Source organism: Nocardia sp. NPDC050378, assembly GCF_040655675.1.
Lineage (GTDB): Bacteria > Actinomycetota > Actinomycetes > Mycobacteriales > Mycobacteriaceae > Nocardia > Nocardia coubleae.
Genome location: NZ_JBFAKI010000007.1, coordinates 194,916 through 215,047 on the forward strand (window position 1 = coordinate 194,916; position 20,132 = coordinate 215,047).

Annotated in this window: 20 protein-coding genes; 13 read left to right on the top strand and 7 right to left on the bottom strand. The window is 68.9% G+C overall.

The genetic code is table 11. The features are described from left to right. Window positions 1–54: 54 nt before the first annotated feature. The 6 genes from AB0I35_RS18215 (at window position 55) to AB0I35_RS18240 (ending at window position 5,853) form a co-directional block, all read left to right on the top strand. Window positions 55–1,542 carry an aldehyde dehydrogenase family protein gene (locus tag AB0I35_RS18215; protein ID WP_357397227.1) on the top strand — a complete coding sequence of 496 codons (1,488 nt, stop codon included), beginning with the start codon at window positions 55–57 and terminating at the stop codon, window positions 1,540–1,542. Further along, window positions 1,542–1,949 carry a DUF779 domain-containing protein gene (locus tag AB0I35_RS18220; protein ID WP_357397228.1) on the top strand — a complete coding sequence of 136 codons (408 nt, stop codon included), beginning with the start codon at window positions 1,542–1,544 and terminating at the stop codon, window positions 1,947–1,949. Before AB0I35_RS18215 ends, AB0I35_RS18220 begins: the two co-directional genes overlap by 1 nt. Window positions 1,950–2,132: 183 nt before the next feature. Continuing rightward, window positions 2,133–4,478, top strand: a complete 2,346-nt coding sequence (locus tag AB0I35_RS18225) for a nitrate- and nitrite sensing domain-containing protein (RefSeq protein WP_357397229.1) — start codon at window positions 2,133–2,135, stop codon at window positions 4,476–4,478. Window position 4,479: 1 nt separating this feature from the next. Next, the gene (locus AB0I35_RS18230; RefSeq protein WP_067492231.1) at window positions 4,480–4,887 is read left to right on the top strand and encodes a roadblock/LC7 domain-containing protein; all 408 of its coding nucleotides are present in this window, start codon (window positions 4,480–4,482) and stop codon (window positions 4,885–4,887) included. 11 nt (window positions 4,888–4,898) lie between these two features. After that, window positions 4,899–5,273: a DUF742 domain-containing protein gene (locus AB0I35_RS18235; protein WP_067492230.1), complete on the top strand. Its 375-nt coding sequence runs from the start codon at window positions 4,899–4,901 to the stop codon at window positions 5,271–5,273. Then, window positions 5,254–5,853, top strand: coding sequence for an ATP/GTP-binding protein (locus AB0I35_RS18240; protein ID WP_067492229.1), 600 nt, complete (start codon window positions 5,254–5,256; stop codon window positions 5,851–5,853). Before AB0I35_RS18235 ends, AB0I35_RS18240 begins: the two co-directional genes overlap by 20 nt. Before the next feature lie 46 nt (window positions 5,854–5,899). On the opposite strand, the gene AB0I35_RS18245 is transcribed toward AB0I35_RS18240, so the two are convergent. Further along, window positions 5,900–6,754: an SDR family NAD(P)-dependent oxidoreductase gene (locus AB0I35_RS18245; RefSeq protein WP_357397231.1), complete on the bottom strand. Its 855-nt coding sequence runs from the start codon at window positions 6,752–6,754 to the stop codon at window positions 5,900–5,902. Between the two features lie 258 nt (window positions 6,755–7,012). Here AB0I35_RS18245 and AB0I35_RS18250 point away from each other — a divergent pair, with 258 nt between their 5' ends. Next, window positions 7,013–9,199 (top strand): molybdopterin-dependent oxidoreductase, encoded by a 2,187-nt coding sequence (locus AB0I35_RS18250; RefSeq protein WP_357397232.1) that lies wholly within the window; start codon window positions 7,013–7,015, stop codon window positions 9,197–9,199. A gap of 19 nt (window positions 9,200–9,218) precedes the next feature. On the opposite strand, the gene AB0I35_RS18255 is transcribed toward AB0I35_RS18250, so the two are convergent. Both AB0I35_RS18255 and AB0I35_RS18260 read right to left on the bottom strand, forming a co-directional pair. Beyond that, window positions 9,219–10,259 carry a fused (3R)-hydroxyacyl-ACP dehydratase subunits HadA/HadB gene (locus AB0I35_RS18255; RefSeq protein WP_357397233.1) on the bottom strand — a complete coding sequence of 347 codons (1,041 nt, stop codon included), beginning with the start codon at window positions 10,257–10,259 and terminating at the stop codon, window positions 9,219–9,221. Between the two features lie 112 nt (window positions 10,260–10,371). Beyond that, entirely contained in the window at window positions 10,372–10,872 is a 501-nt protein-coding gene (locus AB0I35_RS18260; RefSeq protein WP_067492225.1) for a hypothetical protein, read from the bottom strand. Window positions 10,873–11,020: 148 nt separating this feature from the next. Here AB0I35_RS18260 and AB0I35_RS18265 point away from each other — a divergent pair, with 148 nt between their 5' ends. From AB0I35_RS18265 to AB0I35_RS18275, 3 genes are all read left to right on the top strand, one after another. Beyond that, complete coding sequence (locus AB0I35_RS18265; RefSeq protein ID WP_067492224.1) at window positions 11,021–11,737, top strand: metal-dependent hydrolase; 717 nt, start codon at window positions 11,021–11,023, stop codon at window positions 11,735–11,737. 209 nt (window positions 11,738–11,946) lie between these two features. Then, the gene (locus AB0I35_RS18270; RefSeq protein ID WP_357397234.1) at window positions 11,947–13,203 is read left to right on the top strand and encodes an alpha/beta hydrolase; all 1,257 of its coding nucleotides are present in this window, start codon (window positions 11,947–11,949) and stop codon (window positions 13,201–13,203) included. Then, window positions 13,200–14,012: a DUF2470 domain-containing protein gene (locus AB0I35_RS18275; protein ID WP_357397236.1), complete on the top strand. Its 813-nt coding sequence runs from the start codon at window positions 13,200–13,202 to the stop codon at window positions 14,010–14,012. Before AB0I35_RS18270 ends, AB0I35_RS18275 begins: the two co-directional genes overlap by 4 nt. 4 nt (window positions 14,013–14,016) lie before the next feature. On the opposite strand, the gene AB0I35_RS18280 is transcribed toward AB0I35_RS18275, so the two are convergent. Together AB0I35_RS18280 and AB0I35_RS18285 are read right to left on the bottom strand one after the other, a co-directional pair. Continuing rightward, window positions 14,017–14,367, bottom strand: a complete 351-nt coding sequence (locus tag AB0I35_RS18280; RefSeq protein ID WP_357397237.1) for a hypothetical protein — start codon at window positions 14,365–14,367, stop codon at window positions 14,017–14,019. Window positions 14,368–14,436: 69 nt separating this feature from the next. Further along, window positions 14,437–15,021 (bottom strand): HdeD family acid-resistance protein, encoded by a 585-nt coding sequence (locus AB0I35_RS18285; RefSeq protein ID WP_357397238.1) that lies wholly within the window; start codon window positions 15,019–15,021, stop codon window positions 14,437–14,439. A gap of 174 nt (window positions 15,022–15,195) precedes the next feature. On the opposite strand from AB0I35_RS18285, the gene AB0I35_RS18290 reads away from it, so the two are divergent. Beyond that, entirely contained in the window at window positions 15,196–16,170 is a 975-nt protein-coding gene (locus tag AB0I35_RS18290) for a glycosyltransferase family 9 protein (RefSeq protein ID WP_357397240.1), read from the top strand. On the opposite strand, the gene AB0I35_RS18295 is transcribed toward AB0I35_RS18290, so the two are convergent. Next, complete coding sequence (locus AB0I35_RS18295; RefSeq protein ID WP_357397241.1) at window positions 16,152–16,508, bottom strand: metalloregulator ArsR/SmtB family transcription factor; 357 nt, start codon at window positions 16,506–16,508, stop codon at window positions 16,152–16,154. The two genes, AB0I35_RS18290 and AB0I35_RS18295, sit on opposite strands and share 19 nt — an antisense overlap. 184 nt (window positions 16,509–16,692) lie before the next feature. On the opposite strand from AB0I35_RS18295, the gene AB0I35_RS18300 reads away from it, so the two are divergent. After that, on the top strand, window positions 16,693–17,448 hold the full coding sequence (locus AB0I35_RS18300) for a M23 family metallopeptidase (RefSeq protein WP_357397242.1): 756 nt from the start codon (window positions 16,693–16,695) through the stop codon (window positions 17,446–17,448). 3 nt (window positions 17,449–17,451) lie between these two features. Here the strand turns inward: AB0I35_RS18300 and AB0I35_RS18305 are convergent, their stop codons facing one another. Further along, window positions 17,452–18,348, bottom strand: a complete 897-nt coding sequence (locus AB0I35_RS18305; protein WP_357397244.1) for a LysR family transcriptional regulator — start codon at window positions 18,346–18,348, stop codon at window positions 17,452–17,454. Window positions 18,349–18,437: 89 nt separating this feature from the next. Between AB0I35_RS18305 and mqo the strand changes: the two genes are divergently transcribed. Beyond that, window positions 18,438–19,976 (top strand): malate dehydrogenase (quinone), encoded by a 1,539-nt coding sequence (mqo, locus tag AB0I35_RS18310; RefSeq protein ID WP_357397246.1) that lies wholly within the window; start codon window positions 18,438–18,440, stop codon window positions 19,974–19,976. The last annotated feature ends 156 nt before the right edge of the window (window positions 19,977–20,132 follow it).

Here is a 20,132-nt window from a genome sequence, read left to right on the forward strand (position 1 = left end):
CTTCGCCGACCATAGTGTGTCCCACCACGCACGAGGTCGCGAGGAGCGAGACGCATGATCTACGGCAAGCCCGGATCGGATACCGGCATAGTCAGCTATGCCGCCCGATACGACAACTTCATCGGAGGCGAATGGGTCGCCCCCGTCGAAGGCCGCTATTTCGACAACACCTCCCCGGTCGACGGCGAGGCGTTCTGCGCCGTGGCCCGTTCCGGCGCCGCCGACATCGACTTGGCGCTCACCGCCGCCCGCCGCGCCGCTCCCGGCTGGGCCGCCACCTCCCCGGCCGACCGCGCGGGCATCCTGCTGGCCATCGCCGACCGCATCGAGAACAGCATCGAACCGCTCGCGGTGGCCGAGACCTGGGACAACGGCAAACCCGTCCGCGAGACCCTGCACACCGATCTGCCCCTGACCGTCGACCACTTCCGGTATTTCGCCGGCGTCCTGCGCGGACAGGAGGGAACGATCTCCACGGTCGACAGCGAGACCACGGCCTACCACCTGTCCGGTCCGCTCGGCGTCGTCGGGCACATCCTGCCGTGGAACTACCCGATCCTCACCGCCGCATGGGAACTCGCGCCCGCCCTCGCGGCGGGCAACTGCGTGGTACTCAAACCGGCCGAGCAGACCCCGGCCTCGCTGCTGCTCGTCGTCGAATTGATCGCCGACCTGCTGCCGGACGGTGTGCTCAACGTGGTCAACGGATTCGGGGCGGAGGCGGGCGTTCCGCTGGCGCGCAGCCCGCATCTGGACAAGCTCACCTTCACCGGTGATACCGCGACGGCGCGGCTGATCCTGCGCTACGCCGCCGAGAACATCGTCCCGGTGTCACTGCGGCTGGGTGGCAAGTGCGCCAACGTGTTCACCGCCGATGTACTCGCCGCCGACGACACGTTCCTCGACAGCGCCGTCGAGGGATTCGTGATGTTCGTCCTGAACCAGGGTGAGGTCGGCACGTGCCCGTCGCGTGCGCTGATCCACTCGTCGATCTACGACGAGTTCCTCGCCCGCTGTATCGCCCGCACCGAGGCCGTCGTGTCCGGTCATCCGCTCGACACCGAGACGATGATCGGCGCGCAGGCCGACAACGATCAGTACGAGAGGATCCTGTCCTACTTCGATATCGGCAGAGCCGAAGGCGCCCGCGTGCTGACTGGAGGGGAAGCACGCAAGGTCGACGGCCTGCCGGGTGGGTACTACATCGAACCCACCGTCTTCGAAGGCGACAACTCGATGCGGATCTTCCAGGAGGAGATCTTCGGCCCGGTGCTCGGGGTGACCCGCTTCCACACGCTCGACGAAGCGGTGCGGGTCACCGACGACACCTTCCACCGCCTCGGTGCGGGCGTATGGACTCGCGATCTCGGCACGGCGCACCGGTTCGCGGGCGCGGTCGGCACCCGCCGGGTGTGGGCCAACTGCTACCACCCCTACCCCGCGCACGCCGCGGGGGAGAACACCGCCATGATGCTCGGGCGCTACCAGCGGTCCAAGAACCTGCTGGTGCGCCATTCGACGACGACACCAGGGATGTTCTGATGCAGAACACGATCCACCGCGTGGATATCACCGAACGCGCCCAGGACCTGCTGCGCCGCGTCATCGAGGACAACGGTCCGGTGCTGTTCCGGCAGGCGGGCGACTGCTGCGGGGACAACTCCGCGCCGATGTGCTTACCCACCAGGCAGTTCCCGATCGACAAGAGCGACATCCTGCTCGGCCGGTTGAGCTGGCACACCGAATTCTGGATCAGCCCGGAACAATTCGAGTGCTGGAAAGACACCCACCTCACCATCGATGTGACCCGTGGACCCGCCTCCGAGCAGTCCCTGGAAGCCTCGCACGGCCTGCGATTCGTCCTGCGCGCGCGGCAGTTGACCGCGGCGGAGAACGCGGCGCTCGCGGCCGCACCGCCACCGCGCACCGGCGCCGACCGCACGCTGTAGGCGTGGGAGAAGACCTGACCTGGCCCACCCCTCCGGGTACGCCAGGGCACGGCGAGCCCCCGCCGACTGGGCCATCGCGGCTTAGCCGGCGGGGCGAGCTCGAGATCGCCCCGAATGCCAAATCGCGTCTCGCTCAGCGAGACCCGTGCGGCAACACTGCAACAATTCCGTTACGTTATGGCGATGTTCTTAGCGAGACTCGGTGTTCGCACCCGGATTCTGGCGATCGCTCTCATCCCCAGTCTGACCCTGGTGGTGGTCGGCGTCGGCACGGCGGGCTACCTGGTCGAGGAGAGCAACAAGGCCAAGACCTGGGCGACGGAGATGCAGGCGGCCGTCCCCTACACCCGCGCACTGATCGAAGCCGTGCAGTCGGAACGACAGCTCACCCTGGCCTATCTGGCCGGTGACGACACCGCCGCCGATGCCCTCGGCCCGGCCAGGACACGCCTCGACGCGGCCGTGCAGGGCCTGATCGATATCTCCACCGATATCCGCGCGGTCGACGATTCCGAAATCGGTGACGACAAGGGCGGATTCAACACTCTCAAGACGCATCTGACCGGTGTGCGCCAGGGCGCCGACGCGCGGATGCTGCCCGCCAACGACGCCTACACCTTCTTCAGCCGGCTGCTCGACGTACTGACCCAGGGCACCAAGGTGGCCGAGCGCGCCGCCCCCGACGCGGAGGTGGCCTCCGGTGTGGCCGAGGGTGTGCGTCTGCTGCACGCGGCCGAGGCGATGTCGCGCAGCAACGCGATCTCCCTGTCGCTGGTCACCGCCGACGGCCCGACCGGCATCCCGATCGAGGAGCTCATCAACCAGATCGGTTACTACCACACCGAATTGGCCGGCATCGTCACCGAGCTCGACGAGGACGAGCGCGCCCCGATCGCCGCGATGATGTCCACGCCGCACTTCGCCCAGCTCGCCGCGATGGAGTCGGCCATCGTGAGCCGCTTCGCCGCGCCGCAGCAGCCCACCGGCTCGTCGAGCCGGACGCAGGCCGTCACCGCACTGCCCATGTCGATCCCCGAATGGCACACCGCCGCAGGCGAAGTCAACCGGGCCATGATCGAGGCCTACGGTGCTCACAACAGCCATATCCAGAAGCTGGCCGAGAAGACCGCGCAGCGCGCCGAGGTGAACGCGGCGATGGCCGGCGGCGGCGTCGTCGTGGTCAGCCTGCTGGCGTTCCTGGTCGCGGTGATCCTGGCCAACCGGATCATCCGCCGCCTGCGCAGGCTGCGCACCGAAACCCTCGCCCTCGCCGACGAACAGCTGCCCGCCACCATGCGCACCCTGCGCGAGGGCGGTGAGGTCGATCCCGCCGACATCGCCCCGAAGCTCGACTTCGGTCGCGACGAGATCGGCCAGGTCGCCGACGCCTTCGAGCACGCCGCCGCGGCAGCGCTGCGCGCGGCCGTCGACGAGGCACGCACCCGTGAGGGTGTGCGCGCGGTGTTCCTCAACATCGCCCACCGCAGCCAGATCGTGGTGCATCGTCAGCTCGAGATCCTCGACGAAGCCGAACGCAGCCAAGAGGATCCGGCGCTGCTGGAGACCCTGTTCCGGCTCGACCATCTGGCCACCCGCGAACGCCGCAACGCCGAGAACCTCATCATCCTCGGCGGTGGCCGCCCGGGTCGCCAGTGGCGCAACCCGATTCCGCTGATGGACATCGTGCGCAGCGCCATCGGTGAAACCCTCGACTACGCGCGCGTGCGGGTCACCAAGCTGCCCGAGGTCGACGTCGTCGGCACCGTGGTCGCCGACCTCGTGCACCTGCTCGCCGAACTCGTCGACAACGCCACCGCCTTCTCCCCGCCGCAGTCGCGGGTCGAGGCGGGCGGCAACATCGTCGGCAAGGGCGTGGTCGTCGAGATCACCGACCAGGGCATGGGCATGAGCCCCGAGGATCTGGCCCGCTACAACGACATGCTCGCCGATCCGCCGGACTTCGGCGTCGGCACGCTGTCCTCGGATTCGCGTCTCGGCCTGTTCGTCGTCGCGAGACTGTCCACCGCGCACGGTGTTTCGGTGCGGCTCAGCGAATCCGACTACGGCGGCATCCGCGCCATCGTACTCATCCCGCAGAACCTGCTCGCCGGGACCGCGGCGATGCCGAGCTCGCCCGCGACCACCGGACCGCTGCGCCGTGGGCTGCCCCGCCCGCACGAGCAGGCGCCCGCCGCCGCGCTCGAGCAGGCACCGGTGGCCACCCTGGTCGCCGAGCCGCCCGCACCGCGCACCGCCGAGCCGATCGCGGACACCCGCGTCGTCGAGGTCGAAGCCCCGCCGCAGCCGGAGACCGGCCCCGACGGCAGGCCCCTGCTGCCCCGCCGTCAGCGGCAGACGAACCTGCGACCCGAACTCGCCGAGGAACCGACCACCGCCGAAACGACCGCGCCCGCGCCGCGTCCCCGCTCCGCCGAGCAGGCCCGCGACCTGATGTCCGCGATCGAGATCGGCACTCGACAGGGCCGCAAGCCCCTGTCGAACTCTCACCAGGACGAACAGGAAGGCTGAGGTGAACTCTCCCCAACCAGGTGATCTCAACTGGCTGCTCGACGATCTCGTCGACCGGCTGGCAGGGGTCCGCTACGCGGTCGTGTTGTCCACCGATGGGCTGCTGCTCGGGCGCTCCACCCAGATGAAGCGGGAGGACGCCGAGCATTTCGCGGCGATGTCGTCCACGCTCTACGGGCTGGCGCGCAGCGCGGGCAACCGGTTCGACGGCGGCGGCGTACGCCAGGCTGTGATCGAACTCGATCGGGCCGTCCTGTTCGTAACCTCCGCCGGTGACAACGCCTGCCTGGCGTTACAGGCCACCGAGTCGGCCAATCTCGGGATGGTCGCCTACGAGATGAACCTCACCGTGCAGCGGGTCGGCAGTTTCCTGTCGGCGGAACCGCGGCACGGGCTGGCCGAAATATAGGACGCGGCACCATGACTCGACTCGGCGATCCGTGGTTCGACGACGCGGCCGGACCTTTGGTCCGGCCGTACGCGGTGACCCGCGGCCGCACCATGGGTGCGGCGCACGACCTGGACATGCTGACAGTGGTTGTCGCGGTGCATCCCGCGCCGACCCTGCGCAGGCCCGAACCCGAGTACGGCACGATCGCACAGCTGTGCAAACGTCCGCAGTCGGTGGCCGAGGTGTCGGCCGTGCTGAAACTTCCTCTTGCGGTGACCAAGATCCTCGTCGGTGATCTCATCGGCGACGGCCACCTCATCTTCCGGGCTCCGGTAGCGGCCGAGGCAGGCGCCGGCGACCTCAACGTATTGCGAGCGGTTCTGGATGGCATCCGAAAACTTTGACCCGACCATGAGCAGGCACCTCGCCGCCTCGGTCAAGATCCTCATCGCCGGCGGCTTCGGCGTCGGCAAGACCACGATGGTCTCCTCGATCAGCGAGATCGCCCCGCTGCGCACCGAGGAGCTGATCACCGAGGTGAGCACCGGTGTCGACGATCTGTCGGGGGTGGAGCAGAAGTCGACGACCACGGTCGCACTCGACTTCGGCCGCATCACCATCGACCGCGACCTGGTGCTGTACCTGTTCGGCACGCCCGGCCAGGACCGCTTCTGGTTCCTGTGGGACGAGCTGTGCCGTGGCGCCCTCGGCGCGATCGTGCTAGCCGATACCCGCAGACTGAGCAATTCCTTTGCCGCCGTGGACTTCTTCGAACGTCGTGGGCTGCCGTTCCTGATCGCGGTGAACTGCTTCGACGGTGCTCCCCGCTACACCGTGGACGAGGTCCGCGACGCGCTGGACCTGGACCCGAACACCCCGGTGATCCTGTGTGATGCCCGCGACCGTCCGTCGGCCAAGGCGGTGCTCACCCACCTGGTGGAGTACCTCATCGACCGCGCCACCCGCACGCCGGTCACCACCTAGCCCCCACGGCGACGCCCACCAGCACCCCTGGTGGGCGCCGCCGGTTTCAGTGACCGCCCGGTGCGGCTACCGCTCGTTCGGCCGCCCGGCTGGTCGCCTCCCACGCCGCCCAGGTGTCGAGCTTGGCGCGAGTCAGGTCGAAGGCCAAGTCGTACACCATGTTTCCGAGCAGCAGGCGCCGCGGCGGGTTGTCTGAATCGACCAGTTCCAGCAGTGCCTCGGCGGCCAGCGCCGGTTCGCTGTCGATGGAACCCTCCGCCCATTGGGCCTCCAGCTGGGCGCGCAGTGCGGCGTAGGCCTCGATCGGTTCGGTGTTGTGCATCGCGGTGTAGAGCTCGGTCCAGTAGCCACCGGGCTGCAGAATGCTCACCCGCACACCGAAATCGGCCGCCTCGAGCGCGAGTGCCTCACTCATGCCCTCGAGCGCGAACTTGCTCGCGGCGTACATCCCCGACAGCGGGAATCCGGCCAGACCCCCGATGCTCGAGACCTGGACGATGTGGCCCGAGCGCTGCGCCCGCAGGTGTGGAAGAACGGCCTGGCTCACCCACAGGGCGCCGAAGAAGTTCACCTCGAACTGGGCGCGGGCCTCGTCCTCGGTGAATTCCTCGATCATGCCCATCGACAGGGTGCCCGCGTTGTTCACCACGATGTCGAGGCGGCCGAAGTGCGCGACGGCTTCCTCGACGGCACTGATCACGGCGGCCCGGTCGGTGACGTCGAGGGTCAGGGGCAGTACCCGGCCCGGGTGGGCGGCGGCGAGTTCGTCGAGAGCGGTGCGGGTGCGGGCGGCGGCGACCACCCGGTCCCCCGCGGCGAGCGCGGCCTCGGCGAAGGCGCGGCCGAGACCACGGCTGGCGCCGGTGATGAACCAGGTGCGGGGAGATACGGCGGTGGTCATGTCACTCTCCTATCCAATCGAGACGGTCCGTCTCGACTCACGAGTAATACCATGCCAACCGCTAGCCGCTCTGTCAAGACGCAACGTCTCGTCTCTTTGCGCCTTCCAGAGCGCCAGGCGCTCGCCGATCCACCTTTCGATCTCACACCGCACGGATCGTGCACGTGAGGTCGCGGATTTCCGACCGTAGTCGGATCTGCGGACCGCCCGAACCGGTTAGCGTGGGACCAGGCGGCTCTGCGGAAGGCGGGAAAAGCTGTGGACAGCAAGACGATCGCGCGCCAATGCACACTGTGCGAGGCACACTGCGGAATTCTGGTGACGGTACGGGAGGACCGCGTCACCCGGATCGAAGGCAATCCCGACGACGTTCTCTCCCGGGGCTATATCTGCCCCAAGGCCACCGCCATGGGCGGCCTGCATCACGACCCCGACCGATTGCGCACCCCGATGCGGCGCACCGCCGCCGGATTCGTCCCGGTCACCTGGGACGAGGCGTTCCGCGAGATCGGCATCAGACTGCGAGCCGTGCGCGCCGCGCACGGCTCGAGCGCGATCGCCATGTACATGGGTAACCCGGCAGCGCACAGTTCGTCGGTGCTCTACGGCGGATTGTTGCGGGCGGCCCTGTCCACCCGGAACTTCTTCACCGCGTCCTCGATCGACCAGTTCCCGCAGGAATTCACCGCCTGGCGGATGTTCGGATCGAATGTGCTGATGCCGGTGGCCGATATCGATCGCACGCACCGACTGGTGGTCCTCGGGGCCAATCCGGCGGTGTCGAACGGCTCGATCACCACCATGCCCGGCGCCAAACAGCGCATCAAAGACGTCCGCAAACGGGGTGGCACGGTGGTCGTGATCGACCCGCGCCGTACCGAAACCGCCCGTCTGGCCGACGAACACATCGCCGTGCGGCCGGGTGGTGACGTCTATCTGCTACTCGGCATGCTGCACGTGCTCTTCGGCGAGGGGCTGTGCGACGAACGCCGGGTGCGCGCGCAATGCGTCGGCTCGGACGAGCTGAGCGCCCTGGTCGCCGACACCACGCCGGAGCGGATGGCCGGGCCCGCCGGGGTCGACGCCGACACCATCCGCAGACTCGCCCGCGACCACGCCGCCGCGCCGTCCGCGGTGCTGTACGCGCGCATCGGGGTGTGCCAGCAGGTCACCGGCACCCTGACCCACTGGCTGGTGAACACGATCAATGCCGTCACCGGCAACCTCGACCGGCCCGGCGGTCAGATGTTCGCCACGCCCGTCGTCGACGGCGCGCGATACGCCAAGTACCTGCGAATGGGCCACGGCGCGTGGACCGACCGCACCGGCGCCTACCGGTCCTTCCGCGGCGAATTGCCCGTCGCCGCGCTCGCGCACGACATCCTCGAGCCGGGCAACGACCGGATCCGGGCGATGATCACCTACGCGGGCAACCCGGTGCTCTCGACACCACAGGCGGGCAAGCTCGACGAAGCCCTCGCCGCCCTCGACTTCTTCGTCGCCGTCGACATGTACATCACCGAGACCACCCGGCACGCCGATTACATCCTGCCGCCCGTCTCCGCGCTGGAACGCGAGGAGCTCAACCTGCTGTTCCCCATCTACAGCGTGCGCAACAACGCCCGCTACGACGCGAAGGTGTTCGATCCGCCCGCCGACGGCAAGGACGACTGGCAGATCCTGGCCCGCCTCGTCACCGAAGTGACCCCGCTGCCCGCCCGCCGGCTCACCGGCCGGGTCCTCGACGCGGTCTTCGAACAGCTCAGCCCCCTGCGTTTGACCGCGGCCGCGGTGGCGGCAGGCCCGTACGGGGTCTTGCGGCGCGGCCGGAAAGGATTGACGCTCGGCAAGATTCGCGACACACCGAGCGGCATCGACCTCGGTCCGTTGCGCCCGCGCCTACCCGAACTGATCGGCACCCGCGACCGGGCGGTCCACCTGGCGCCCGCCGATTTCCTCGCGGCGGTCCGCACGGTCCTCGACGAAACAGACTCCCCCACTACCGGTTACGACCTCCAACTGATCGGCCGACGGCACCTGCGCAGCAACAACTCCTGGCTGCACAACATCGAGTCGATGGTCAAGGGACGCGACCGCTGCACGGTCCTGATGCACCCCGACGACGCCACCGCCCGCGGCCTCGCCGACGGCGACCAGGCCACCGTCGAGTCCCCGGTCGGTGCCATCGAGGTTCCGGTGGAGATCAGCACCGACATCCGGGCCGGTGTGGTGGCCGTGCCACACGGATACGGCCACCGCGAACCCGGCGTCGGCTGGCAGGTGGCCGCTGCCCTGCCTGGCGCCAATGTCAACCTGCTGCACGACCCGGCCCGCACCGACCCGCTCTCGGGCGCGTCGGCTGTGAACAACACCTGGGTGCGGGTCAGCGGGGTCGAGAAGGCAGGCAGCGCAACCGGATCCGAGGTGGCCGTGGCGCCGCGGTGAGGTCACCGCGGCGGGACGGTCAGCGGAAACGCAGGTCGGCGGTGGCCAGACCGAAGATCTTGCGACCGGCTGACTTGGCGACGACCGCGATCACCGCGGTGCGGGTGACCGGGTCGAGGGACTTCACCCGGCCGCTGTACTCGACCTGCCCACCCTCGCGGCCGACGATCGTGTAGTTCGACAGGCGCACACCGTAGCGGGTCACCGCGCCCGGATCGCCCGACCAGGCGGACAGGAAGCCCGCACCGAGGCCCATGGTCACCATGCCGTGGGCGATGATGTCGGGCAGCCCCGCCAGCTGGGCGATGCGCTCGTCCCAGTGGATGGGGTTGCTGTCGCCGGACACACCGGCGTAGTTCACCAGATCGCCACGCGACAAACGCGCGTCGCGCAGTGGCAGTTCGTCGCCGACGCTGAGGTCCTCGAAGGCGAGCGTGGTGCTCGGCACCCGGGCGGCCCCGGCGGCGGACAGGTGGATGTCGCCCTCGGGGCGGCGCGGGGTCTCGACGTCGGACGCGGCGGCGTCCTTGTCCTGGCTGAAGACCTTCACCCCGTGCACCATCACGTTCTCCACCGCACGAGTGATCTCGGGGTCCACCCCGTCGTCACCGGTGATGCCGACGACCGTGGTGTGCATGATGTGCACGGTCTCGCCGGATTCGTCGGCGAAGGTGTTGGTGACGGTGATGAGGTCCTTGCCCGCGATGCGGCGCACCGAGGACAGCTCCACGTCCACGGTCAGGCGGTCACCGGCGACGATCGGCTTGTGCTGCTCGAAGACCTGCTCGGTCTGCACGAACATGTCGTAGCCGACGACCACCGATTCGAACAGGTGCCGGTTGGCCGCCATCGCGGGAATGGAGACGAACGTCAACGGGGCGACCAGACCCTGGTACCCGAGCGCGGCGGCCGCCTCGTCCTCCCAGTGCGCGGGATGGAAATCCTGCACCGCGCGGGCGTATTCGCGCACCTTCTCACGGCCGACCTCGTAGACGTCGTCCACCCGGTAGTAGTGCCCTACCTTCGACGCGATATCGGGGGCTTCGGCCACGGAAGTCACTATGGATCACCTTCGTTCGGGGGACGGACTCCCGGCAGGGTAGCCGACGAGCCCGTCCGCCGGGCGCACCATGGCACAGTTCACAATCACGCGAGCTGTGCGATGGGCTCGATCAGAACGAGGGGACGTCGCTCGTGGAGGCGTTGCCACCGATCGAGGGCTGCAGGGTGATCTCCCACTCGGTGTCGGCGTCGAACACGTCGTCGAACTTCGAGAACTCCTGATCCCGGGTGAAGCCGAGTGCGGCCTGGTCCCAGTCGGTTCCGTACTTCATGTAGACGAAGTAGGAGCCGGCGATGCCGCTCAGCGTGGCGTTGGAGTTGCCCTGCACGTAGATCGTCGCCTGCGGGGATTTCGGGTCGCTGCTGGTGACGACGATCGCGCAGTCGGAGGAATTGCCGTTGACGATCTTCAGCTCGCCCGACCCGTTGAGGCCGTTCTGCTGGACGACGGCGCCGTTGTCGGCCCGGCGGTTCTGCAGCGGGGCGGCGACAGTGCTCGAGGTCGAGGTGGACCCTTGACCGGTCGGTGCGGACTTCGTGTCGTCCAGGCAGGCGCTCGTGGCGAGCGCGGTCGCAATGGCGATCACGGCGAACAGGCGGCGGTGAAGCATTCTTCCCCCGTACTCAGGACCGGAATTCGATACCGGTGTCGGCGGACAGTATTGCGCGAAATGCCGGAATTGTCAGATCGTCTGTCGGCGTTGCCGGTTCGCTCCTGGGCATATGCGAGCAGGTCCTTACGTCCTCTAACGTTGCGGGGTGCTAGGACATTCACACGCGACCAGCGGGGCGCTGGCCTGGGCGGGGACCGCCGCGGCACTGCCGCTCACCGTCGCCGCCTTCCCCCTGTTCGACAGCGAGACAACACGATTCGGCGTCGCCGAGTTGATCATGGGTACCTTCCTCACCGCGGGCGCGGCCCTGCTGCCGGACGCGGATCACCCGAGCGGGACCATCTCGCACGTGCTCGGGCCGGTGTCACATCACCTGTGCCGCTTCATCTCCTGGGTGTCGGGCGGGCACCGGCACGGCACGCATTCGCTGCTGTTCGTCGCGGGCGCGGTGGGCGCCACGTGGGCCGGTGAGCACTGGCTCGGCAGGCCGTTCACGCTGAGCCTGGTGTTCTTCCTGCTCGCGCTGGCGGTGCGTTCGTTGCACCTGTGTCCACCGGGCAAAAGTGTGCGCACATACGGCACGGTGATCGTGCTGGCCAGCGCGGGCACGTTCGCGGTCGACCACTGGATCGTCGACCGGCCCGCCTGGTTGCCGATCTGTGTCGGCCTCGGCTGCCTCGCGCACCTGCTCGGCGACTGCCTCACCGAGCGCGGCTGCCGGCTGCTGTGGCCGTTCCCGCTGCGTACCCGGGTACCGCTGATCGACCGCACCGGCAATCGGGTGGAGACCTGGGTCATCTCACCCCTGTTCGTGCTCGGCACGATGGGCGCGCTCTGGTACGCGATCACCCAGCAGGGCTGACCGCGCGAGGACGGCGGAACCCCTCACCCCGCCGTCCTCGCCCGTTCTCTTCTTCGGTGTGTCAGGAAGGTTTATATATTTAGATGCGCATATCGCGCTGATCTAATGCCTTGTACTGAAGTACAGAACCCGACCGGCGAGTCCGGTCAGATCTCCCGAAGCGTTCCCGAATCCGCCATGTTTCAGTGCACAGTTGTACTCTCAAAAGCGTGACCGAGCAACTCCCCCAGTCCCAGGCCGAAGTCCAGGCGCTCGCCCGCCTGGCAGGCGACGAGTTCGTCGGTGCGGTCGACGGGATCGCGGCCATCCACCGCGCCATCAGCGATCGGGTGTTCACCGCCGTGCGCGCGGGTGTCGGGTCGGCCGCGGATCCGGTGAAGGTCGTGCACGACGCCATCACCGAGAGCGTGTACGCGGTCGTCGGCGGCACCGGCTCTGTCGTCGGCGAGATGGCGAGCGCGGTGCAGGTGCCCGGTCTGCCGGCGCCCTCGCGCACCGTCTGGGGCGCGGGCTTCCTCGCGGCCGTCCAGGGACTGATCGGTGACGCGCTCGAGGACGACGCACCGATCCTGGCCTCCCCCATGACCATTCGTGTCGACGGCGCCCCGGTGCCGGCCGAACAGCTGGCCGCGCACGTTCCCGTGCCGACCACGAAGCTCGTCGTCCTGCTGCACGGGCTGGTCGAGACCGAGCACGCTTGGCGTCTGGGCGGCAGGCCGACCTACGGCGAACGACTCGAAGACGACCTCGGTTACACCCCGGTCTTCGTGCGCTACAACACCGGCCTGCACATCTCCGAGAACGCCGCGCAACTCGACGCCCTGCTGACCCGGCTGGTCGAGCAGTGGCCGCTCCCGGTCCACGAGATCTGCCTGATCGGGCATTCCATGGGCGGGCTCGTCGCGCGCAGCGCCTGCCACCGGGCCGAGCAGAGCGACGCCGTCTGGGCTCGTTCGGTGCGACAGGTGGTGTGTCTGGGCTCGCCGCATCTGGGCGCCCCGCTCGAACAGTTCGTGCACTACGCGGCCGCGGTGCTCGACCGGCTGCCCGAGACGCGCCCGCTGAGTACCCTGCTGCGCAGGCGAAGTGCGGGCATCCGCGATCTGCGCCAGGGCTCCCTCGTCGACGAGGACTGGCGCGACCGGGACGTCGACGCGCTGCGGGCCGAGGCGGTGCGCGAGGTGCCGCTGCTGGCCGGTGCCGACCACTACTTCGTCACCGCGACCGTCACCCACAGTCCGAAGCATCCGCTCGGGATGGTGGTCGGCGACGGGATGGTGTTGCGTGGCAGCGGTTCCGGGATCGGGCGGAGCAGGCGCATCGGTTTCGACAGCGGCAACGGGTTACACGTACCGGGCGCCAACCATTTCAGCCTGCTCAATCACGACGCCGTCTACACCGCGCTGCACGGATGGTTGTCGGGGACGCCCCACCACCCGGTCCAGCTCGATACGCTGGGGTCATGACTCTCGACCACGGCGATCCCGGCGACGCACCGGCCATTCCGCTGCCCACCGCTCCCCTGGCCAACGACGCGCGACCGTCCGCCGCCGAAGAGGCCAGAACGATTGCGGCCGCGTCCAATACGGGCACTCTGGCCAGCCTGACCGCCGACGGGGCGCCGTGGGCATCGTTCATCACCTACGGGCTGCTCGACGGCGCTCCCGTGCTGAGCGTGTCGCACCTGGCCGAGCACGGGCGTAATCTGGCCGCCGACCCACGCGCCAGCATCGCGATCGTGACGCCGGACATGCCCGCCGATCCCCTGGCGGGCACGCGCATCACCCTGGCCGGTGTGATGGAGCGGCCGAGTGGCGCCGAGGCCGAGGCGGCCCGCGCCGCGCACTTGGCCGCGGTACCCGCGGCCAAGTACTACATCGACTACAGCGATTTCACGCTGTGGGTGCTGCGGGTCGAACGGGTGCGCTGGGTCGGCGGCTACGGCCGGATGGATTCCGCCACCGCCGCGCAGTACCTGGCCGCGCGACCGGACCCGATCATGCCGCAGGCAGCGCCCGGCATCGCCCACCTCAACGCCGACCACGCCGACGCCTTGCTCGCCATGGCCACCCAGCTCGGCGGCTTCCCCGATGCCACGGCCGCGAGCTGCGAACGGGCCGACCGCTACGGCCTCGAACTGCGGGTCGAGACACCGCGCGGAGTGGCCCGCACCCGCGTCGGCTATGCCGAACCGCTCACCGAGATCGGTCAGTTGCGAGCCGCGACAGTGGAGTTGACGCGCCGGGCGCGGGCGATGGCCGGTCAGGTCTCGTAACCGGTCAGTTCCAGAGCACGGCGACCAGCACGTTGACGATGGCGAGTCCGCCCGCGGCATCGGTCATCCAGCCGACCTGCTTGCCGCGCTTGGCATCGGCCCGGCCGACTTCGGCGAACCCGGCCACCGCGATCGAGATGACGAGTTTCACGGCCAGTTTCGTCGTGTCGGGTTCCTTGTCCAGCGATTCGACGCCGGAGGCGAGGCCCGCGAGGATCACGCCGGTGACGAGCTGAGCCCGGGCGCCCCACACCATCAGCTCCGAGACCACCGGGCGCGACGCGACATACCCACCGACCACCGCGGCCATGCCGAGCAGATGAGTGACGACCACCAGGTCGTAAACGAAATTCATGACTGCCGAGCGTAGTTCACACGACAATGGCCGGCACCCGATGGCGCCGGCCATTGTCGACGAATGCGGCTAGCGGGTGGCCTGGTCGAGCAGGTGCGCGTCCTTGCGCATCCCGAACGCCGTGATGACCTCCATGATGCCGATGACGATCAGGAAGATACCGACGACGAGAACCAGCGTGGCGATCGAGCTGATCGGCCAGACGATCAGGATCACACCGGCGATCGCGCTCAGCACACCGTAGAAGATCTGCCAGCCGCGGCCCGGGGTGCTCGGTTCCGAGATCGCCGCGAAAAGCACGGTGATGCCGCGGAACAACCAGCCGATGCCGATCCACAAGCCGAGCAACACGATCGAGGTGAGGTCGTCGCGGAAGCAGAACACGCCGATGATCAGCGACAGCACACCGCTGATGAACGAGAGCACCCGCAGGCTCGTACTCGGCAGATGAGTGAATGCGGCGACCAGCTGGAAAATACCGCTGGCAACCATATAAATACCGAAGAGAACGCCCGCGACGAGCAATGACGGACCGGGCCATACGAGCACGATGATGCCGAGGACCACCGCGAGAAGACCGGTGACCAGAATTGTTTGCCAGGTTTTCTTGGCAAGCGCGGTAAAAGGGCTCTCCAACACGGTATTTGTCGTCATGACGAGATGTTATGCCCGGCAGCTCTCATTCCCTGGAAAGGTTGCTGAAGCTGTGATCGTGTCGCGGCACACAACCCGCCGCCGAACGGGGCGGGCCGCGGCGCGCGGTGACGAGCGACACCTCATTGCCACTGCGAACGTTTGGCGCGTTCCGGTCTCGGGTAGGTGATGGGAGTGTCGGTTGTACTCGTGCTGCAAGCTCGTGGACTCGGTGATCTGCTCGCCGCGGTCCCGGCTCTGCGTGCCCTGCGCCGGGCCGAACCAGGCAGCCGGATCGTGCTGGCCGCGCCCCATCGCCTCGAACAGATCGTCGACCTGATCTCCTCGGTCGACGAACTCGTCGCCACCGCCGATCCGGCGGCCCTGATCTGGGACGGTCCCGCGCCCGAGCTGGCGGTGAATCTGCACGGCCCGGACGGTGCGAGCGCGCGAGCGCTGGCCGATACCGGTGCCAAGCGGATCATCGGGCACCGGACGCCGGGCCTGCCCCGGCTCACCGGGCCGCGCTGGGATCCCGAGGCCCATGTCGCGGATCGGTGGTGTCAGCTGCTCGAGAGCGAGGGCATCCCCGCCGATCGGCGCAATCTCGGGCTGGTCCCGCCGGTCGCCTCCATCAGCCGTCGCGACTGCGTCGTGGTGCATATCGGCGCCGGTGCGCCCGCGCGCCGCTGGCCGCCGGAACGGTTCGCCGCCGTGGTGCGGCACCTGATGGTCCTCGGCCGCGATGTGGTGCTCACCGGCGATCCATTCGAACGCGACATCGCTGTGCAGGTGGCCGTGCAGGCGGGCCTGCCCGACGACCGGGTACTCGCGGGCCGACAGAACCTCACCGATCTCGCGGCCACCGTGGCCGGCGCCGCCCTCGTGATCTGCGGCGATACCGGCGTCGCCCATCTGGCCACCGCTTTCGGCACCCGGACCGTGCTGCTGTTCGGGCCGACTCCGCCGCGTCGTGGCGGTCCGCCCGCGCATCTGCTCGGCAGGCACGCGGTGCTGTGGGCGGGGCAGGTCGGCGACCCCGATGCCCGCACCCCCGATCCCGGCCTGTTGCGCATCGGAGTGCCCGAGGTGATCGCCGCGGTCGACGCGCAACTGGACAAGCAGGATTGGGCGGAGTCGAGTCGCTCGCGTTATCGCCGGGTGGGCTGACCGGCGGCGGGCGGTACCGCAGTGGTCGGCCGCCCGGCGGCACGCAGCGCGGCGGCATGCGCGGCCAGTGCGCTCGGCCAGAACTGTTCGAGGTAGTCGCGCGCGTCGTTGAGGCCGCGCGGATCCAGTGAGTACAGGTGGCGGTTGCCGTCGCGGCGCATGCTCACCAGGTGCGCCTCGCGCAGGATGCGCAGGTGCTGGGAGGCGGCCGAGCTGGTGATACCGGTGGCCTCGGCCAGCTCGGCGACCGAGCGTGGGCCCTGCGGCAGCGACTCGAAGATCGCGCGCCGGGTCGCGTCGGATAACGCGGTGATTGCCCGAACTCCGTTAGCGTCCACTGAACAAGTGTGCGCGGATAACGCCTGGTCGGCAACGATCTTGTGGTCACGGTATTTCACCCGGTCGCTCCCCGGAATGCGTGCTTTCGAGATGCGATTGTTATAGATCAACTGGCGTTATGGCCGCTCGTGACGGCAGCCACAGGATTCGCCGCGTCGGTTACGAATTAGCTACCTTCGAGACATGTTCGTGACCAACCCGTTATCCGCCCGAATCTCCGACGCCTTCGCAGGTCGTCTGGGAGGCGTTGTCGCGGGTGCGGTGGCCCTGTCCGCACTCGTGGGAACATCCGCCGCCGCGTTCAGCGGCCCCGAGACCCCGACCACCACCGCCGTCGCGGCGTCTTCGGCAGACGCCCTCGGCGTTTCGCAGGCCCGCTTCACCTCCGCAACCGCGCCCGAGGTGCAGGCCGAGACCCCCGCCGCCGCGCCGGTGGCCTGGGAAGAGCACCGCGAGGCCGTCCAGGCCGCGCTGCCGCCGCTGCCCGCTCCGCTGCCCTTCATCGCGCCGCCCCCGCCGCCGCGCCCGCAGACCGTTCGACCGGTCAACGGCCGCCTGACCTCCTACTACGGCCCCCGCTGGGGTGCCGCGCACAACGGCATCGACTTCGGTGACCCGATCGGCGCGCCGGTCTTCGCCGTCACCGACGGTACCGTCATCGAGACCGGCCCGGCTTCCGGGTTCGGCCTGTGGGTCCGCGTCCAGCAGGACGACGGCACCATCGGCGTGTTCGGTCACGTCAACGAGATCCTGGTCCAGCCGGGTCAGCACGTGAACGCCGGCGACGTCATCGCCACCGTCGGTAACCGTGGCCAGTCCACCGGCCCCCACCTGCACTACGAAGTGCACGTGCCGGACGGCTCGCTCTACGGCGCCCCCATCGATCCGCACCCGTGGCTCGCCGCGCGCGGTATCGACGTCGGCGTCCCACAGGACTGATCCTCACCACCCACTGATCGCCGCCCGACCGGCGATCAGGAAATCCCGCAGCCGCGCGACCGCGAGCGTCGACCCATGGTCTCCCGAGACCAGGCCGATCTCGCGGTCGCGTTCGCCATCGATGCGCACCACGGCCAGGTCGGGGTGTGGTGTCTCGGCGGGTGGGAGCAGCGCCACGCCGAGCCCCAGCGCGACCAGCGCGCGCAGCGTCTCGAACTCGGTGATCTCGAACAGCACGCGTGGAGTGAAACCCGCTGCGGCGCACCACGAATCGAGTAGGGCTCGCAGCTGATAGCTCGGCGGGTTGGCGATGAACGCCGCATCGGCGAGCTCGGTCAGCGCCACCCGCGAGCGCCTCGCCAGCGGGTGGGTCCGGGCCACGTGCAGATCGATGCGCTGGCGTCCGAGGACGACCGTCGGCAGGTCGTCAGGCGGCGGGATCATCACCGCCAGATCGAGCCTGCCGTCGCGAACCTGCTCGGCCAACGCCTCACCGTTGGCCTGCACCAGGTGCAGGCGGATGCCGGGCGCGCGGGTGTGGAACTGGGCGAGCAACGCGGGGACGCTGATCGGTCCGAGGGTGAGCGGGAATCCGAACCGAACCAGACCGGTCTCGGGATCGGCGTCCGCTTGCACACGGCGCACGGCGTCGTCGATTGCACGCAGCACGCCGCGCGTTCGTTCGTGCAGGTCACGGCCCTGAGGCGTGAGCGTCACGCCGCGCCCCGACGGCTGGAACAGGGAGACCCCGAGATGCTGTTCGAGCGTTTTGATCCGGCGGCTCAGCGACGACTGGGGCACCCCGAGACGCTGCGCCGCCCGGGTGAAGTTGCCCTCTTCGGCGGCCGCGTCGAAGGCCGCGAGCAGGGGCGCGACGGCCTGCGCGCCGCATTCATCCATATCCGGATCATATACCCAGCAATTCCGTATTGGACGGATCGGTAGTGTCGGCCCAACGATGGCGGTACACGGCTATCGGGAGGTTCGACATGGATGCCAGGACACACGAATCCGGTTGCGGGGACGACATTCTCGACGCGGTGCTGATCGGTGGCGGCATCATGTCGGCTACCCTCGGCGCGCTGCTGAGCACCCTTGCTCCGGACTGGTCGATCGCGCTGTTCGAGCGACTCGGGGAACCGGCGGGTGAGAGTTCCGGTGCGTGGAACAACGCGGGCACCGGGCACTCCGGGCTGTGCGAACTCAACTACATGCCCGACCCGGAAGACGCGAGCACGGCCGCGCGGATCGCAGACCAGTTCGCCCTGTCCCGGCGGTTCTGGTCGGCGCTGGCCGCACGCGGCGCGTTTCCCGAGCCGGACGCGGCCCACCCGGCGGCCGAGCGCAGTCCACTCGGGGCCTTCCTGACCTCGACACCGCACGTGACCGTGGTCTTCGGCGACCGCGATATCGCCTACCTGCGGCGCCGCTGGGCCACCCTGCGCGAGCTGCCCGCCTTCGCCGAAATGGAGTACACCGAGGATCGCGCGGTGATCGGCGCGTGGGCGCCGCTGCTGGTGCGTGGACGGGCCGACGACGAACCGATGGCGGCGACCCGGCACACCGGTGGCACCGATATCGACTTCGGCGCCCTCACCAGGGCGTTGCTGGCGACGATGACCGAGGCGGGCAATCCGGTGCGGCTGCATCGCGAGATCACCGGCTTGCGGCGCGGCGCCGACGGGTTGTGGACCGTGCGCGGGCGCGACCTGGATTCCGGGCGGACGTTCCTGGTTCGCACCAGGTTCGTGTTCGTCGGCGCGGGCGGGTACGCACTGCGGCTGCTGCAGCGGGCCCGGCTGCCCGAGGTGCGCGGGTACGCGGTACTGCCGATGGGCGCACAGTTCCTGCGGACCCGCGAGCCCGAAGTGGTGGCCGAGCATGCCGCGAAGGTGTACAGCCAGGCCTCGCTCGGCGCACCGCCGATGTCGGTGCCACATCTGGATCGGCGGGAGGTCGACGGGTCGGCCGCGTTGATGTTCGGCCCGTACGCCACTTTCAGCACCCGGCTGCTGCGCCACGGCTCCCTCGCCGACCTGTTCACCACCGTGCGCCCGCACAATGTGGTGCCACTGGTGTCCGCGTGCTTGCGGAATCTGCACCTCGGGCGCTATCTGCTCGGTCAGCTCCTGGCTTCGCGTCGGGACAAGTTCGCCGAGCTGCAGCGGTTCTGTCCCACCGCCGACGCCGCCGACTGGGAGCTGATCCAGGCCGGTCAGCGCGCGCAGCTGGTGAAACCCGACGGTCGCTTCGGCGGGGAACTCCAGTTCGGTACCGAACTCGTCACCGGGGCCGACGGCACCATCGCCGGTCTGCTCGGCGCCTCCCCCGGTGCCTCCATCGCCCCCGACATCATGCGCGATCTTCTCGAACGCTGTTTTCCCGCGCGACGCCACGAGTGGGCGCCGGTGCTCGCCGAGCTCCTACCGGAAACCCCGGCGGCGAATTCGGCGGGCATTCCGTTGGCCACGGCGATTTCCCTTGTCGCCCAACAGATTCCGCTGGATGACGTGTCCAGCAGCAGCTGACGCTCCGGCGGCCGCGGGCCCTGGAATGGTCACCGCGCCCGATGCGCGCTCGAAGGAGAGGCACGCACCGAGTTCTAGGGGTGGTCCCACGGGTGAGCCAGGGGTGCGGTCGGCATAGTACGGCGGTAGGGGTACCCGGACCGTTCCGCAGCGGGA

Bases quoted from the DNA above. Each gene is read 5' to 3' on its own strand.
- AB0I35_RS18215 (WP_357397227.1), top strand. From the start codon at position 55: ATGATCTACGGCAAGCCCGGATCGGATACCGGCATAGTCAGCTATGCC.
- AB0I35_RS18220 (WP_357397228.1), top strand. From the start codon at position 1,542: ATGCAGAACACGATCCACCGCGTGGATATCACCGAACGCGCCCAGGAC.
- AB0I35_RS18225 (WP_357397229.1), top strand. From the start codon at position 2,133: ATGTTCTTAGCGAGACTCGGTGTTCGCACCCGGATTCTGGCGATCGCT.
- AB0I35_RS18235 (WP_067492230.1), top strand. From the start codon at position 4,899: ATGACTCGACTCGGCGATCCGTGGTTCGACGACGCGGCCGGACCTTTG.
- AB0I35_RS18240 (WP_067492229.1), top strand. From the start codon at position 5,254: ATGGCATCCGAAAACTTTGACCCGACCATGAGCAGGCACCTCGCCGCC.
- AB0I35_RS18245 (WP_357397231.1), bottom strand. From the start codon at position 6,754: ATGACCACCGCCGTATCTCCCCGCACCTGGTTCATCACCGGCGCCAGC.
- AB0I35_RS18260 (WP_067492225.1), bottom strand. From the start codon at position 10,872: ATGCTTCACCGCCGCCTGTTCGCCGTGATCGCCATTGCGACCGCGCTC.
- AB0I35_RS18275 (WP_357397236.1), top strand. From the start codon at position 13,200: ATGACTCTCGACCACGGCGATCCCGGCGACGCACCGGCCATTCCGCTG.
- AB0I35_RS18280 (WP_357397237.1), bottom strand. From the start codon at position 14,367: ATGAATTTCGTTTACGACCTGGTGGTCGTCACTCATCTGCTCGGCATG.
- AB0I35_RS18285 (WP_357397238.1), bottom strand. From the start codon at position 15,021: ATGACGACAAATACCGTGTTGGAGAGCCCTTTTACCGCGCTTGCCAAG.
- AB0I35_RS18300 (WP_357397242.1), top strand. From the start codon at position 16,693: ATGTTCGTGACCAACCCGTTATCCGCCCGAATCTCCGACGCCTTCGCA.
- AB0I35_RS18305 (WP_357397244.1), bottom strand. From the start codon at position 18,348: ATGGATGAATGCGGCGCGCAGGCCGTCGCGCCCCTGCTCGCGGCCTTC.
- mqo (WP_357397246.1), top strand. From the start codon at position 18,438: ATGGATGCCAGGACACACGAATCCGGTTGCGGGGACGACATTCTCGAC.